The organism is Cellvibrio sp. UBA7661, from assembly GCA_002483365.1.
Taxonomy (GTDB): Bacteria; Pseudomonadota; Gammaproteobacteria; order Pseudomonadales; family Cellvibrionaceae; genus Cellvibrio.
This window is the reverse complement of the sequence record DLHT01000011.1, coordinates 59,691-76,055: the sequence shown is the minus strand read 5'-3', so window position 1 is coordinate 76,055 and position 16,365 is coordinate 59,691. Positions and strand designations below refer to the sequence as shown.

The window sequence follows — 16,365 nt, the reverse complement described above, 5'->3', positions numbered from 1 at the left end:
AGTACATATCATGAGTAATACTAAAAACCAAAACCTGCGCCGCTATTTATGGCCCTGTGTAGGCTTACTGGTGCTGCTGGCTATCAACGCGATAATCGCACCAGAATTTTTTCATATTGAATTTAAAGATGGCCGTTTTTACGGATCGTTAATTGATGTACTCAATCGCGCTGCACCGGTTGCATTGTTGGCGATAGGTATGTCGCTGGTCATTGCCACTGCCGGTGTGGATTTATCCGTTGGTTCCATTATGGCCATCGCCGGTGCAGTGAGTGCGTATTACATTACCAAAGGTGTGGATAATCTCGCGCTGATCATCGGTGCCGGGTTAATTGCCGGATTAATCGCAGGAATTATCAATGGTTTTCTCGTGGGTTATATGAGCATCCAGCCCATTGTTGCGACGTTAATTTTAATGGTCGCAGGTCGCGGTATTGCGCAATTAATTAATGAGGGGCAGATTGTCACCTTTGATCACAGCGGATTTGCTTTTTTAGGCACGGGTAGTTTCCTTGGCCTGCCCTTCCCGATTGTGTTGGTGATTATTACCTTTGCCATAGTGCAGCTGCTAACACGCCGCACCGCATTGGGTTTGTATATTGAAGCCGTTGGTGCAAATCCATCGGCCAGCCATTACATGGGTTTGAATGCAAAAGCGATTAAAATGAGTGTGTATTGCGTAGCAGGACTTTGTGCTGCGCTGGCGGGTATGATTGCGGCTGCTGATATTCGCGGTTCCGATGCCAATAATGCAGGTTTGTGGTTGGAGCTGGATGCGATTCTCGCAGTAGTAATTGGTGGAGCATCGTTAATGGGTGGACGTTTTTCTATCCTGCTCGCCATTATCGGTGCACTCATTATCCAAACCTTAACCGTCACCATTATTCTCAGCGGTATTCCACCGAAATTTAATCTATTGATCAAAGCCAGTGCCATTATTGTGGTTCTGCTGCTGCAATCGCCGCGCTTCCAACAACAGTTATCAAAATTAAATTTCCGCAAAGCCACTGCCTCAACCAGCAGCAAGAAGGAGGCTAACAATGCTTAATCGCAAATTTATTCCACTCGCTGTCACCTGCTGTTTATTCTTTTTATTGTTCGGCATTGGCTCAATCCAATTTGAAGGCTTTGGTACTCCGCGCGTATTTTTCAACTTGCTCAGTGACAATGCTTTTTTGATTATTGCAGCTGTTGGCATGACCTTCGTGATTTTATCCGGCGGTATTGATTTATCCGTCGGAGCCGTTATCGCACTGACCGGCGTGGTATGCAGCGTATTGATCAGTAAATACCAATGGCACCCGCTGTTGGTGTTTCCGGTAGTATTAATTGGCGGCACGCTATTTGGTGCAATCATGGGTGCAATTATTCACTACTATAAAATGCAGCCGTTTATTGTCACTCTGGCAGGTATGTTTTTCGCGCGCGGTTTGGCGAGTGTGATCAGCGAAGAGTCAATTCCAATCGAACACGAATTTTATAACGATGTATCCGCATTTGGTTTTGAAATACTGGGCGATGCCTGGATCGGTAGCTCAACGATTATTTGTTTGATGGTGTTGGTCGTTGCGATTATCGCCGCGCATTACACCCGCTTTGGCGGCCGTGTTTATGCAATCGGTGGCGATGCCAATTCATCTGCACTTATGGGTATTCCACTGGCAGCAACGACAATCCATATCTATGCGATCAGTTCTTTTCTCGCAACGCTTGCCGGTATTGTCTATTCCTTCTACACCTTCTCCGGTTATTCGCTCGCTGCAGTTGGCGTAGAGCTGGATGCGATTGCCGCCGTTGTCATCGGCGGAACCTTGTTGACCGGCGGCTACGGTTATATGTTCGGCACTCTGATGGGCGTACTGATTATGGGTGTAGTGCAAACCTACATTTCATTTGATGGTACTTTAAGCAGCTGGTGGACCAAAATAGTCATCGGTGGATTACTGTTTTGTTTTATCGCGCTGCAACAAGTGTTGGTGCGGGTAAAACCGCGTTAATATTACGCAAGCTCAACACCAAAAAGCCCAGGGTGCAAACCTTGGGCTTTTTTATTACCTGCAAATATATACAAAACCTGCATTGCCATATTCGGGGTGACGATGCTGTAATATCCGCTCTCATTCCAAAAAAGGCGGCATCCCGCGAATGACAACGCCCATTTTCAACCTCAATGACATTATTCTTATTCTTGCTATTGGTTTAAGCCTGGTCCTGGCACTTTTTCAGCTGTTACTGCCCGCGCGTAAAAAAGTTAGCCGGATTTTGCTAACCACTTTTTTTCTCAGTATTGCATTATCAGACGTTGGGATCATGTTGATATGGAATGAGTACATTCCCCAAACCTCATTAACGGCAAAGCTAGTACCTTATTTTTACAGCGGTTCGTTGCTGCTGAAAGCTCCACTACTGATTTTTTATGTGCGCAGTATTACCGAAGAAAACTTCCGTTTTAAACGAATTCATCTACTGCATTTACTTCCCACGTTGGTGGCTGTTGCCATAATCGCTATTTTTGATATCGATATTAACCGGTTAAAACTGGATACCTTTGGTATAGATGCAGCGCTCTATACCGTGATTGATTGCCTGTGGTACTCATTAAAAATTATTCCGCTTGCCTATTTCATCGCAGCGACTGTCACCGTGTGGCGTTATCACAAAGTCTTGCGCCAACAACATTCAAACGTAAACGAAACCGCGCTCTGGTGGCTTTATTACCTGACACTGGGATTTGTGCTTGCAGGTGTTTGGACATTAACCCTGAGCCTGCTGGCTTACTTTTATCGCCTGCCGTTAGGCGTTACCGATAACTACCTGAATTTCGTGCTGTTGATTGCGCTTTTTTATTACAGTATTTCTCACGCGCAGAACCTGACAACCACCAAAGAAGACGAAGAATTTGAACTGCCGAAAGAGGTGACACCCGAGGCAGGCACAAAACCGTTGGATTCCACCATCGACAAAATTATGGATGGTATTGTTAACCAAAAGCTTTACCTGAACCAAAGCCTGAATGTTGAACAATTCTCTGCCAAAATCGGTGTGCCTTATCGCGATGTTTCTTATGCGATCAACAAAACCTTCGGCACCAATTTTTTTGAATTTATTAACTCTTATCGAATTGAAGAGTCCAAGCGTTATCTTGCAGATGAAAAATACAAAGACATGACCATAATGGATATCTTGTTGGAATCTGGCTTCAACAGTAAATCGGCATTCCAACGCTTTTTTAAACGCCTTACAGGAACCTCTCCTACCGAATTTCGCAGAGAGGCGTTACGCACAGCCTATTTCACGAATGACAAAACCACAAATATGCCAAAAGAATAAATACAACATTCACGGCAGCAAGCGCTGCCATGAATGTATGCTAGATGTGTTGGGATTTTATAAATCAAACGCCAAGCCTGCATTTTCCAGAATATTTACTGCAGACTCCAGATGCGCAGCATAATGCTTCCATTGGCCAATACCTGCAGCTGTAATGGGCTGCCTTACCTGAACTGCACTTGCCGTCGCTACGGGTTTTGTGTTGCGTTCAATATGCAAGCAATCCTCTTCCCACGGCAACCCGCAAAAATCCAATAGCGTTTTTATTTCCCGTTCAGGGTTGGATACCAACGCTTCATAATTTAGCCGATAAACATTATCCGGATAGATTGCCAGTAAATGATCCGTCCATTTTTTAAACGCAACATAATAATGCGCGGTATGCTCAAGGCTTAATGAGTAGGCAAACGTTGAATCTTGAAAGCTGAATAATTGGCGATAATTACTGACAATGGTATCGAGCGGATTGCGGTCAAGGCACACTACTTTTGCAGCGGGCAAGGCATCAATAATTAACCCCGCATAAAGGATATTTAATGGCAATTTATCTATCAGAAACTGTTTATTACCTAGCAAATAATCAGTGCTATCGATATAAGCACGCCCTAATGTCTCAATGTCCACGCGCTTAACATGTTCAATAAATTCATTATCAATAAACTCACCACTGATACTGCCAATCAATCGTTTAAATTCGATTGAAAAATTATACAACTCTCCGCCAGATGCAACGCGGCTATGGCTGGAAAGAATCCGTTCAACCAAGGTTGTTCCTGTACGCGGCATGCCCGTTACAAATAACGGACGGTTATTATTAAAACCGGATTGTTGCCTATTTATCCCTACAGAATAAGCATTTTGCAGTTTTTCAAAAATGGCCTTGTCTCGTGAAAAGTCATAATGCAACTGCGCCAGTTTCTTTTGCTTGGCGCACTGTAATGCTGTTATAGATCCGCTCCAATCTTTTAGCGCTTCCAACTCTTTAGACAACGCATGGGCAATGCATAAGCTATCATCTGCGTTAACCGTTTTTTCAAGCAACTCACGCAAGCGGGCAACATGGTTATGCTCATGGCTAATCCCGCCCAAACTGGTTAATGCAGCATGTGCTTTAAAATAATCCGGCTTTAATGCAATTGCTTGTTCATAAGCCATACGTGCAGCAGGAAAATCGCCACAAAATTTTAATGTGGATGCCAAATTAAAAAATACGCCTGCATTATCACTATTGCATTCAATAGAGCGTTGAAAACACACTGCGGCTTCTTGATACATGGATAAACGGTTATAGGCAACCCCCATCAGGTCATAAATTTCTGCTGTATGACCTTGGTGTTTTTCAGCCCGCATCAGTAATTCATGCGCATCACTGCTATTGCCAACCAACACCTGCGCGCGGGCCAGGTACACAATAAATTCAACATTGTCCGGCTCCACATGGAGCGCCGCCGACAGCATTTCAACTTCTTTAAGATGGTTTTTAAAATCATAGGCAATACGGCTGAGCAGGAAATACCCGCGCGCAAATCGCGGGTATATTTTCAACGCATCCATTAATAGTTGATACGCCTGCTGGTGCTTGCCTTGCAATAAAGCAAGCCTTGCCGAATCTTCTATTTTTGCTTGCTCTGAATAATGCCCTGCTTCACTCATACTTTATCTCTGAAAATCATATCGCAATAATTAACTACTGGCTTTGATCACAGATGTTAACTACTGGTGTTAACTGCTGCATGTAACGGCTGGGTTATTGAGTACAACCGTTTTCCGGCCCTATGCCTACGTCCAGAAATTTATCGTAAACAAACCATGTTGCACCAACGATTTCAATATTCTCTTTCCATGGGTGCGTCAATGCATCATATTGCGCCTTCCACGACGTGAAAGCTTTTTGGTTTGCATTTTTTTCTAACCAACATCCCATAAACGGAGCGTCATAAGTATTGTTAGGGCCTTCAGCAGAAAATATTGGAGCTACTTTTACTTTGCGGCTTGCAGCGGCCATCCATTCAAGCCGCTCTATGCCAAAGTTAATCAGATCAATATCGTTCTGCCGATAATAATGCACCAGTATACGGTCAGTGACATTCGCCAGACTGATAGCTTCGGTTGCATCTACCCAACCAATATAAATTTCTGTCATTAATTGATGCTCACTGGCAACAGCATTAAACCGCTCCAACATTGAAAGCGTAGTAGCAAATTCTGTTTTACGATCTTTTTTATTCCAGAATTCATATTCTACATTCAATACATCAATACGCTCCGATGCGGTTCGGCCATCGTTATAAGCCACTACCATATCTGCTTCGCTTGCATCACCCAATGCGGCTGCAACCTGCGTAACACCGGCAGATAATTTTGCACGGCTGACCAATGAAGCAAACTGGTGAGCCTTGGTAGAGGTTGGAGCCATACCTTCCAATTCATAAAAAATTAAATAGTTGAAGCCATTATCGCGCACAAATGTCAAAAACGTTTCTTCACGCTGTGCATTACCCAAAAGCTGATCGGCTCTCCCCATATGCAGGGAGACATAAAGGCCATATAAACCACCAACACTTGCGACAGAACTTGCCGACAGCGAGCTGGCCCCATGCGACGATGCAACACTGCTGACAGATACGGCATTAGATGATGCACTGGCCGAAACATATTGCCCGCTGTTATTTTTTACAGCACCAGATCCACCGCAGGCCGATAAGCAAAACAATATACTAAAAATAATGAATAGTCGTATCACAACGCATAACCTCACAGGCTAAGAAATTTCAAATATCAATCCAGAATTGCTGTTGCGCTAACAACCGAATTTAAGCGGCTGCGCAGCTGTATTGCGCCACTCTCAAGACGAATTTCTTCCTGATAAGGAAGCCACTGCTTTCCACCATCCCGGCTGAATTCGATAAGTAAGCCTGGCAGTGACGTATTGGCTTTTAATACATTGTTAACACGTACAGCACCCGGAGGCGGTAAATAGAAATTCACACCTGCCTGTTCAAGTTTTGGCAATTCTTTTTTCACCAAAGTTGTAGCAAATGCTTTCCATTGCGCAGTGCGTGCTTGCACATCGGCAACATCGCCTTCCCAATTCGCTTTAAACCAGGCGCGCTCAGCAAGCGCAATAACCCGCGGAAAAATCATGGTTTGCAATTGTTCTTTGGTGCGAATTGTTTCTGTCCAGACTTGCCCTTGTATACCTAACACGTGCTTGGGTTTTTCAAGCGGTGGAAGAATACGGCCGACCAGTGCATTTAAATTAGTGATTTCTGCTCCGGTAAATGTCCTGTCTGCATTGGCATAAAGATTGTCCGGCATAAAGCCAAATACTTTTGCAAGATCGGTGTAGCGTGTTGCCCAGTGATAACCACGCTCACCCGCACTTGGTTCATGCGGATGGTCAAAATACAAATGCGTCGCACCGGAAATCACAACGTCATAGCCATTATTGGCAAGTCGATGTGCGCGATCAGCAACGCCTGCTTCCCATATATTGTCCCACGCATTGGCAATCACACGTTTATTCACAAGTTGCTCGCGATTGAAAGTGTTGTTTGGGTCATACATCAAACCGTCTTCCCAACCCATTAAATCCAAACCTCGCTTGTGAGTTATTTCAGAAACGCGTTGCACAAAATAGGGTTTCAAATCAGCGACGCCGGATACGTCCTTGTTGTCGGTAAACAGTTGATTACACGCAGGGGATGCAGTCCATGAACCTACGCCAACTTCATCGCCGCCCATATGAAATATATTGAGCTTTTGTCCTGCCTTACGGTACATCTGCTGCAATTCATAGGTCACTTTTTCAATAAACGCATAGGTGGATGGCAAGCACACATTGACCGAGTTATCGGAATAACTTTGCACCGTCAGGTATTGGGATTTGTCTTGAGGATCGCTCAGAAGATACCGCTCGGCCTCTGCTTTTTTGCCAGCAGCAAGCAATTTTTTATAGCGAGCTTCCATCGATTTAATCGCGGCGCGCGAATGCCCCGGCATATCAATTTCAGGGATAACCTCTATATAGCGTTGGGCAGCGTACTTAACAATTTCAGTCAAATCCGCTGCGGTTAAATAACCATTACCCGCTGCTGTTTTACTGGGGCCACTGCCTAACTGAGGCATCAAACACTGTGTTTCGCTTAAATCAAAACAGCGAAATGCACCAACCTCTGTTAATTCCGGAAGCCCGGGAATTTCAATGCGCCAACCTTCATCCTCGGTTAAATGCAAATGCAGTTTATTCAGTTTGTAGCGGCCCATTTGTTCAATCAGTTCGAGTACCGCTTCTTTACCATGAAAATTGCGTGCGATGTCATAATGCATTCCTCGCCATTGGGCGCGCGGTTCATCAAATACACGCAGTGCAGGAATAGTTTTGCTGGCGGACTTTTCAGCAGAAAACAGGCTCAAAAAACTTTGCACCCCATAAAAAATTCCCGCAGGACTTGCGGCTGAAACCATCACTTTTTCACTGGTTATATTTAACTCATAGGCTTCAGGTTTAGCGATTTTTTTATTGATTAAAAGTTCAATCACATGACTTTTATAGGCAGCATTCGCCATACCTTTATCCAACGAAAGACCGACATCATGCAAACGCTGCTGCAAATAATCTGATTCAAATGAGAGACCGCCGACTTCAACTATTTTCCATTTATCATCAATATTTGCATTGCCTTTGCTGTAGGTAACAGCCTTGGGCGTGGGAATTATTGCTGCTGTTCCGGTAATGGCCTCTGCAGTAGCCACTGACTCCACCAATGCCAGATTGGATTGATAGCGGCTAGTCGTGGTTACTGTCGGATAGAGATCGCGCGGAGTATCAAAACGTAAAAACTGTTCCGGCCTTGTAAAGGGATCCACAAATTGCGTTAAATTTTCGGTATTGGTATTGGCAAACACCGCAGACTCTCCCGCTGCATTAGCAATAAACGCGCGCGGCATAAAATCACTGTAACTCACAATATGCCCGCGGGCCTTATAGGGAAAACGTAGCGATTTTCCCGGTGCCAAACCTTGGAACTTATCGGTTGGGGCTAATTCATAAAGATCGCCTTGCAAACGTTTAAATGTAAATTCGGCAGAGCTTGTTGAGAGAATTCGCTTTACCGAATGGATATAAATTTTCCAATTGGTTTTTCCTTTTGGCAGTGAAACAAATGAATGATTGTTCACTGTTACCAAGGCATCAAAGGTTCCCTCTTGACCGAAATTACTTACGGTTGCAAAACGCAATTCCGCTTTATCACCAAAGTTTTTTAAATCATTTGCGGACAAGTTAGCAAACGCATGCCCTGCTACTGCAACCAACAAAAAGCATAAAGCCGTTTTTATTACGATATTTTTCTTTTGCATTTTTTACCTCTACTACATCCCCCTACAAATACAGGGGGATGTGAATACTCATGATCACCTTGCCTGTTTCGACAAGATGTTAATAAACTTCCATTTCGTACAGTGAAAATCCCCAAGCAGGCAGTGCCTTGGTAGTGCCGTTGATGCGGATATAGCGCCCAGTTCCATTCAATCCCGTATTGTCATTAATCAAACTGGTATTGCCGGTAATGGAGCGCAGTGTTGTCCAGCTATTGCCATTGTTGGAAATCAAGATCTGATAATCGATGGCATAAGCGGGGTCCCAGGTTAATTTCACCCGGTTTACGTTTGTTTATGTTCCAAGATCTACCTGAATCCATTGCGCACCAGAATAAGCACTCGCCCAGCGCGAGCTGGTTGTATTGCCATCAACAATTCTGAAAGGTTCATAACCCGCGGCAATAAATGAGGATGCAGTCACCGGTTTGTTCAGCGCGCGATTGGCAGCAGAACCACCGCAGTTACTACCAATAGTCAAGCTCGCAGCTGTTGAGGTAAAACTTGTGGGATTATTGGTATCGTAACTGATGACACGGACAGCATATTTCAGCATTGCATTTTCAGCAGTGGTATTGCCCAACACACCGGCGATGCGAGTTGTAGCACCCAACTTCACATACATCGCATTGATTTCAGTGCATAGGTTTCCGACGAATGCATTACATGTTGATTGTGCGTTAACAGAAACTGTTGAGACTAACGACGATAAAAATAAAATTGAAATTTTAAAAAGCCGACGAAAAAATACATTTTTCATAAGACACCTTTATCGGATAAACAACATTATTGTGAGAGTTACCGTTATCTACAGCAAAGATGTGATCCATTACTTAACAAATTCCAGGAATAACCATTTTTGAAAAAAAGAAAAAAGACCCGGCCTAAGCCGGGCAAGCGGGAGTACAGTCAAACGAAAGAATTACAGTTTGGCGCGCAGGCCAAAAGTATAGAGAGCACCAGTGTCTTCAAAACCAATAAACTGGTTTTTGTAACGGCCGTATTTGTTAACCGTTTCACCGGTAATATTGCTACCTTCCACAAACACTGTAATACGATCCGTTACGTCGTAACTGGCACTAACGTCAAATGCGCCGTAAGCATCGTAATGAACAGGTTCATTGCTGGGGCCATTAAAGACACGACCAAGGAATGGTGTGCGATAGTTATAGGCAACACGCACTTCGACACCATCTTTGTCGTAAAAGACCGTTGCGTTTCCAGTATCACTAATACCTGGTAATGCAAAGGTTTCTGTAGCATTCGCGGCGCTGAGTGATGCGCTGCTATTTACAAAGGTATAGTTAGTAGCGAAACCAAAACCGTTTTCAAAAATATGTGTCCAGTTGATTTCAACCCCTTCAATCGTTGCTGACTCGCCATTGTGCGGGCGCGTCACCATAAAGGTTCGCCAATCAGGATCTTCAACAGCAATATCTTCAAAGGTTTCAGGCAGACTCATGGTGACAATGAAATCGTCGATTTCCTTTTTATAAAGTGCCACAGCAACCAAATTGGCATCGCCATAGTAATACTCAAATGACAAATCAAAATTTTGTGAAACAAATGGTTTTAAATTCGGATTGTTTCCACGTGCCATACGCGTTGACGTAGTAGTAGTTCCATAGGATGTGTATGGTGCAAGCGCAGTCAACGTTGGGCGCGTTAATGTTTCACTCACCGCTGCACGCACATAAAAATCATCGGTCACTTCAAGGCGTGCATTTAACGATGGCAACCAATTGTCGTAATCGTTATTCAACGCAATTGCCGTGCCTGCTTCATCCGCGAATTGTTGCACTAACCAAGGTGATGGCGGTCTGCCCGGTTCGGCAGCCTCACGTTCCAATCCAATCAACACTTGTGATGTTCCTGAAGAGGTCAGTTCAGTTTCGGTGTAACGTACACCACCGGATAAATGTAACGGCATAGTGAATATTTCAGTTTCACCTGCTGCTTCAAAATAGAACGAGATAACATCTTCTTCAATCGTGTAGGAGTCGTTGGATTTCACCGCATTCCAACTATTCCCATTAGCAATAAAAGCCTCTTTCGAAGCAATGCCTGCTGGTGTATTGGCGCGCGTGCGACCATCAATGTTTTCTGCCATCCAATTGCGATAGGCAACCGGGTTGATCATGTACACATCGCCGTTTAATCCGCCAAATACATCGCCCTGTTTTAAAACCCCTTTAATAATTGAATCAGTATCCATGACTTGTTGTGTTGCAAGCCCGTGATACAGACGGCGGATTAAATCAGGCGTAGCCCAATATTCTGTGGATTTTTCTGCAACGGTATTGTTTGCACCAAATTTAACTTGCGAGATAAATGAATCAACTGGTGCCCATTCAAAATCCAATTTAAATTCATGATTGCTGGCTTTGTTATAGATACCATCATTAGAGTTAATGCGCGCACGTAAGTCTTTCATGTTGGCGCTGCCCATCTCTGGTTTGATGGCTGCAGGATCTGCGTATTCCAAGGTAGGAATACCGCCGTTGGAGGTCATGAGGTAACCAGGGCGATCCAAAAATTCGACAATGTATAACCGATCCAAACCACGGTTATCCAAAATCGCATCTGACACGGAAAAATCAGCAACCATTTTCCATTCGTCAGAAATATCCCAGGCTGCATTTAAACCGCCCACATTGGATTCTGTCGGACGCTCAGTCGTCGTCAATAAATGTGCGTAACCTGTGATGTTGTAGCCCGCGTCGTAACCGTGATTGATTACGTTATAGAAACCATTTTTATCAACCTGGTTCAGCGGTGATAAAGTCGGTGCCCACATGTAGGAACCGGTGGAATATTTTGATGTTGATGAGTCGTATTTTGAGTGAATGATATCCGCTGTTAATACAAGATCATCCGTCGCTTGTAATTGCAGAACAAGATTGCCACCAATGCGCTCGCGCGTTTCATTGGTAACACCGGCGTACAAACTTTGGATGCGATAGGTATCTTCCTCCAATCCATCACCTGAGTAGGCATAACCACCGCCCCATCCTTGTGAAGGATTGGTGAACGTTAAAAAGGGCTCTTCTGTCGTTTTGGAAATATGCTCATTTTCGACGGTGTATTTTGCGCTCGAACGCTCCTGATATGTGACCGAAGCAAGCACACCGAATTTATCGTCGTTAAAAGTATTGCTGACTACAAAAGAAGCTTGTGGGCTGGTGTCTTCGCTGTTCTCTTCATACATGCCTTTGATGCTGCCAGCAGCATGGAAACCATCAAAATCAAATGGGCGGGCAGTGACGATATTAATAGTCCCACCCAAACCGCCCTCTTTCAAACCGGGATTAGATGTTTTGAATACATCCACCGTACGTACAAGCTCAGATGCAAGCGTATCAAAACTGAACGCACGCTCTTCATTTTCACTTGCAGGTGAGCGGCCATTAATTAGTACCGCACTGAAATCGGGGCCGAGGCCACGAATACTCACAAAACGCCCTTCCCCACCAGCGCGATCAATCGCAACACCAGGAATGCGCTGTAATGAATCAGCAATATTGTTATCGGGGAACTTTCCCAAATCTTCCGCAGTGATACTGTCGGCAACCAGATCCGAATTACGCTTTTTATCGATACTACGGCTCAAGCTGGCGGCAATACCGGTAACAACTACCTCTTCCAAATTTGCATCATCCGACTCTGCTGCATGCACACTACCGAGTGTTAATGTTGAGGCCATGGCTGCGACCACAGCCAACGACATTCTTGATTTAATAAACATAACTCCGTCCTCCTCGGACCTTTTCTAATGGGTAGCTTTTTTAATTGGTTATATTTTCTTTGGCTGTGTGGTCTTGTATTTGGAGTCTTCGAGCCAGCTCGACAGTCACCTGACAAGTGTAGGCGTTACGAATATCCAGCTCTGTAAACACTCCTTGTTTACCGCTCTCAACCGCGCGCCTTAATAAGGTTGCTACGGCAGCATCTGTATTTGATGCCAGTGACGTAATAGTTACCTGCGCTCAAATAACCGTCGCTTCACTTTGACGCCAAACATAAAATGCGCCGGATCAGTTTCAACAGAAAAGTGAGTCGCTTCTTAACGCTCTGATTTATCAGTAATTTTTTACTGTATGTAAAAAAATTTAACCAGAAAATATTCAACGAGATGACCTCAAAGCGAAACCAAGAGGAGAGAAAAAGTGACTGAGCAGCAAAAGAGAAGGGGCTGAAATCTAAAAGAAGAAGCAAGATTAACGACACGAACGAACATGCCACAAGGATAACCAAGCCATTTATCAGCAAGCATCGGTTTTATTGAAGATGGACAACGATTTGCAAACGAAAGGTTGATTTAAGAATTAGACAATGCAAACAAAAAAGCCCGCATTTATGCGGGCTTTTTTGTATTCGTTTTGGTCGGAACGGCGGGATTTGAACCCACGACCCCCACACCCCCAGTATGGTGCGCTACCTGGCTGCGCTACGCTCCGATATTTGCTTTACTGATGCAGGAGCCCTGCATCGCGAAGGCTCGGCATAATACCTTAATTTATTTCTAATGCAATCAAAGAATTAAGATCTAATGAACTTGGGAAGCCAGGGTTAATGCCGATAAATTCGGGTTAACCGCGCCAGATGATTTATTTGATTTTTAATAAATCGAGTAGATGTTCCAAGTCATCAATCATTCTAACAACCAGCTGATTAAGTTGACCGGAACCCGAAGTGTTTGCCTCATTAGACATCTGCAAACGAGCGCCACCAATCGTAAAACCCTGATCGTACAACAAGCTGCGTATCTGACGGATGGTCAGCACATCCTGACGTTGATAATAACGGCGGTTTCCACGACGTTTCACAGGATTGAGCTGTGGAAACTCCTGCTCCCAATAACGCAACACGTGCGGTTTGACAGCACAAAGCTCACTCACTTCACCAATAGTGAAATAACGTTTTCCGGGTATTACGGGAAGTTCGTCGTTATGACTCGGTTCCAACATAAGTTTCTACTCGTGCCTTAAGTTTTTGTCCTGGACGGAAAGTCACCACGCGACGGGCGCTAATAGGAATTTCCTCACCTGTCTTGGGGTTCCGGCCTGGCCGCTGGCTTTTGTCGCGCAACTCAAAGTTACCGAAGCCAGACAATTTAACTTGTTCGTTGTTTTCCAAAGCATGGCGGATCTCTTCAAAAAAGAGCTCCACCAACTCTTTGGCTTCACGTTTATTGAGGCCTAGATCTTCATAGAGTTTCTCGGCCAAGTCTGCTTTGGTCAGAGCACCGTCCGACATAATTATTATTCCCTATCTGAGGGTGGCTGAAAAATTAGCCCCCAGATACTGAACAATCAAGTCTATGGAGGCGTTGATCTCATCTTCATTAAGAGTGCGTGAAGGATGCTGAAAGGTCAACCCCATAGCAACACTTTTTCTATGTGGATCAATACCTTTGCCCATATAAACGTCAAAGATCTTTAAGTTTTGCAGGTGTTCTCCTGCCTGCTCTTTAACCGCAGCCAAAAGCTTGTCAGATGCTAGATTACGGTCAACCAACAACGCCAGATCACGGCGGACTTCAGGGAATTTGGAGAGTGGGCTAAACGCTGGAACTTCCGCCTCCAGAAGCGCAGACAAGCGTACTTCAAATACATATACCGACTGGGGAATATCCAACTGCTGTTGTAAACTGGGGTGCAACGCCCCTATTACACCCTGCCATTCGCCATTGCGATAAATTCCCGCCGTTTGCCCCGGATGGAGCGCAGAATTGGCATCAGCAGCAAAGCTGAAAGCAGCTTCGTCGCCCGACAGCGCCAACAAAGACTCCAAATCACCTTTCAGATCGAAGAAATCCACAACATCAGCAACGTTAGCCCAGGATTCAGGTGCACGGCTGCCGTAAATTAGACCAGCCAGCATAGGCTCCTGCTTCAATCCCTCTACTTGGGGTACAAAACGCAGGCCAGATTCAAACAAGCGGACACGGTTCTGCTGGCGATTAAGGTTATGACGCAACACACTGACTAGTCCAGGGATAAGACTAGTGCGCATAGCGGCCATATCTGCACTGATTGGATTGCGTAAGATGACAGGCTCAACCTTTGGATCAAATAACGCCGAGAGCTTTGGCTCGATAAAACTATAAGTAATCGCCTCTTGATAGCCGCGCGCAATAAGGTGTTTGCGTAATGCAGGCAATCCCATTTTTGCTTCTGGATGAGGCTCAATATCTAAAGGCGCTGCAAGGCTGCGCGTAGGTAAACGGTTGTAACCATAAACGCGCGCAAGCTCTTCCAATAAATCTGCTTCGATCGAAATATCGAAACGGTAGCTGGGCACAGCGAATGTCCAACCGGCGACAGATTGGGACACCAGCTTCAGCCCGAGACGAGACAGAATATCAACAACCTCGTCATCAGCCATTTCCAAACTCAAGCCACTCACAATACGCGCCTTGCGCAAAGTCACTTCGCGCTCTTGCGGTAAATGCTCATTATTGACATGAACAAGAGGACCAACTTCACCACCGACAATTTCTACCAACAATTGTGTTGCGCGCTCAATAGCCTCTACTTGCAGGTTGTAGTCAACACCGCGCTCAAAACGGTGTGAAGAATCCGTGTGCAAGCCATAAGAGCGTGCGCGCCCAGCGATTGCCAGCGGGTTAAAAAAGGCACTTTCGAGGAAAATATCGCGTGTGTTTGCAGAAACTGCACTTGCTTTACCGCCCATAACACCGGCGATGGCAAGCGCTTCTTTCTCATCTGCGATAACCATGGTATCGGCGTTAAGCTTAACTTCCTGTTCATCGAGCAACACCAAAGATTCGCCCTGACGAGCCAGTCGCACATGAATCGCGCCATTTAAAGTGGACAAATCGAATGCGTGCATTGGCTGACCCAATTCGATCAATACATAATTGGTCACATCAACAACAGCATCGATACTGCGTAAACCCGAACGAACCAATTTATCCTGCAACCATGCAGGACTTGGACGAGTAATATCGATGTTGCGAATCACACGGCCAACGTAACGGCTACATGCGGAACCTGCGTCTAAATAAACTGGAAAAACATCACCAATTGATGCGGGCACAGCAGAGATTGATGGGGAAGTCACAACCGCACGATTCAAAACTCCGACTTCTCGTGCAATCCCTTTCACACTCAAACAGTCGCTGCGGTTAGGCGTTAAATCAACTTCGATAAGCTTGTCATCTAGATTAAGGTACTCGCGTAAATTTGAACCTACAGGTGCATCAGCAGGCAATTCCCATACACCGGAGTCATCATCACCAGCTTTCAGCTCAGTTTGCCCACACAACATGCCGAATGATTCAACGCCACGTAATTTTGCTTTTTTAATATCAAATTCAGGCAGTTTTGCACCGATTGTTGCGAATGGAATTTTTATACCTACGCGCGCATTAGGGGCACCGCAAACGACTTGTGATAATCCCTCAAGGCCAGCAACCTGACATACACGCAATTTGTCAGCATCGGGATGCTGTTCACAGCCAACAATCTCGCCTACGATGACACCGCTAAAATCGCCAGCGACAGATTCGACAGCATCCACTTCTAAACCAGCCATTGTTAACTGGGCAACCAATTCGTCGGTACCAATCTCCGGATTTACCCATTCACGTAACCAGGATTCACTGATTTTCATATTCTTGTCTCTGTAGCC

Annotated in this window: 11 protein-coding genes, 1 tRNA gene and 1 pseudogene; 3 read left to right on the top strand and 10 right to left on the bottom strand. The window is 44.9% G+C overall.

Features of this window, described 5'->3' with window-relative positions; all coding sequences use genetic code 11:
- The first annotated feature begins 10 nt into the window (after positions 1-10).
- From B2739_RS09125 to B2739_RS09115, 3 genes are all read left to right on the top strand, one after another.
- On the top strand, positions 11-1,048 hold the full coding sequence (locus tag B2739_RS09125; RefSeq protein WP_331345553.1) for an ABC transporter permease: 1,038 nt from the start codon (positions 11-13) through the stop codon (positions 1,046-1,048).
- Positions 1,041-1,997, top strand: a complete 957-nt coding sequence (gene yjfF / locus B2739_RS09120) for a galactofuranose ABC transporter, permease protein YjfF (RefSeq protein WP_049629189.1) — start codon at positions 1,041-1,043, stop codon at positions 1,995-1,997. Before B2739_RS09125 ends, yjfF begins: the two co-directional genes overlap by 8 nt.
- Before the next feature lie 148 nt (positions 1,998-2,145).
- Positions 2,146-3,330, top strand: coding sequence for an AraC family transcriptional regulator (locus B2739_RS09115; protein WP_331345552.1), 1,185 nt, complete (start codon positions 2,146-2,148; stop codon positions 3,328-3,330).
- Between the two features lie 57 nt (positions 3,331-3,387).
- On the opposite strand, the gene B2739_RS09110 is transcribed toward B2739_RS09115, so the two are convergent.
- The 10 genes and pseudogenes from B2739_RS09110 to pheT all read right to left on the bottom strand — a co-directional run bounded on the left by B2739_RS09110 (position 3,388) and on the right by pheT (position 16,347).
- A complete protein-coding gene (locus B2739_RS09110; RefSeq protein WP_331345551.1) occupies positions 3,388-4,983 on the bottom strand; it encodes a tetratricopeptide repeat-containing sulfotransferase family protein in 1,596 nt (531 codons plus the stop codon).
- Between the two features lie 94 nt (positions 4,984-5,077).
- Positions 5,078-6,073 (bottom strand): hypothetical protein, encoded by a 996-nt coding sequence (locus B2739_RS09105; RefSeq protein WP_331345550.1) that lies wholly within the window; start codon positions 6,071-6,073, stop codon positions 5,078-5,080.
- Between the two features lie 35 nt (positions 6,074-6,108).
- The gene (locus tag B2739_RS09100) at positions 6,109-8,691 is read right to left on the bottom strand and encodes a family 20 glycosylhydrolase (protein WP_331345549.1); all 2,583 of its coding nucleotides are present in this window, start codon (positions 8,689-8,691) and stop codon (positions 6,109-6,111) included.
- A 79-nt stretch (positions 8,692-8,770) separates the two neighbouring features.
- A pseudogene (locus tag B2739_RS09095) lies at positions 8,771-8,992 on the bottom strand (discoidin domain-containing protein); the annotation flags it as partial.
- Between the two features lie 12 nt (positions 8,993-9,004).
- Positions 9,005-9,469, bottom strand: coding sequence for a discoidin domain-containing protein (locus tag B2739_RS09090; protein WP_331345548.1), 465 nt, complete (start codon positions 9,467-9,469; stop codon positions 9,005-9,007).
- Positions 9,470-9,631: 162 nt separating this feature from the next.
- Positions 9,632-12,454: a TonB-dependent receptor gene (locus B2739_RS09085; protein WP_331345547.1), complete on the bottom strand. Its 2,823-nt coding sequence runs from the start codon at positions 12,452-12,454 to the stop codon at positions 9,632-9,634.
- Between the two features lie 635 nt (positions 12,455-13,089).
- Positions 13,090-13,166 (bottom strand) — tRNA-Pro (locus B2739_RS09080).
- A 150-nt stretch (positions 13,167-13,316) separates the two neighbouring features.
- Positions 13,317-13,676 (bottom strand): MerR family transcriptional regulator, encoded by a 360-nt coding sequence (locus tag B2739_RS09075; protein WP_331345546.1) that lies wholly within the window; start codon positions 13,674-13,676, stop codon positions 13,317-13,319.
- Positions 13,657-13,965: an integration host factor subunit alpha gene (ihfA, locus tag B2739_RS09070; protein WP_049629182.1), complete on the bottom strand. Its 309-nt coding sequence runs from the start codon at positions 13,963-13,965 to the stop codon at positions 13,657-13,659. The genes B2739_RS09075 and ihfA overlap by 20 nt, the downstream gene beginning before the upstream one ends.
- A 12-nt stretch (positions 13,966-13,977) precedes the next feature.
- The gene (pheT, locus tag B2739_RS09065; RefSeq protein ID WP_331345545.1) at positions 13,978-16,347 is read right to left on the bottom strand and encodes a phenylalanine--tRNA ligase subunit beta; all 2,370 of its coding nucleotides are present in this window, start codon (positions 16,345-16,347) and stop codon (positions 13,978-13,980) included.
- Positions 16,348-16,365 lie beyond the last annotated feature (18 nt).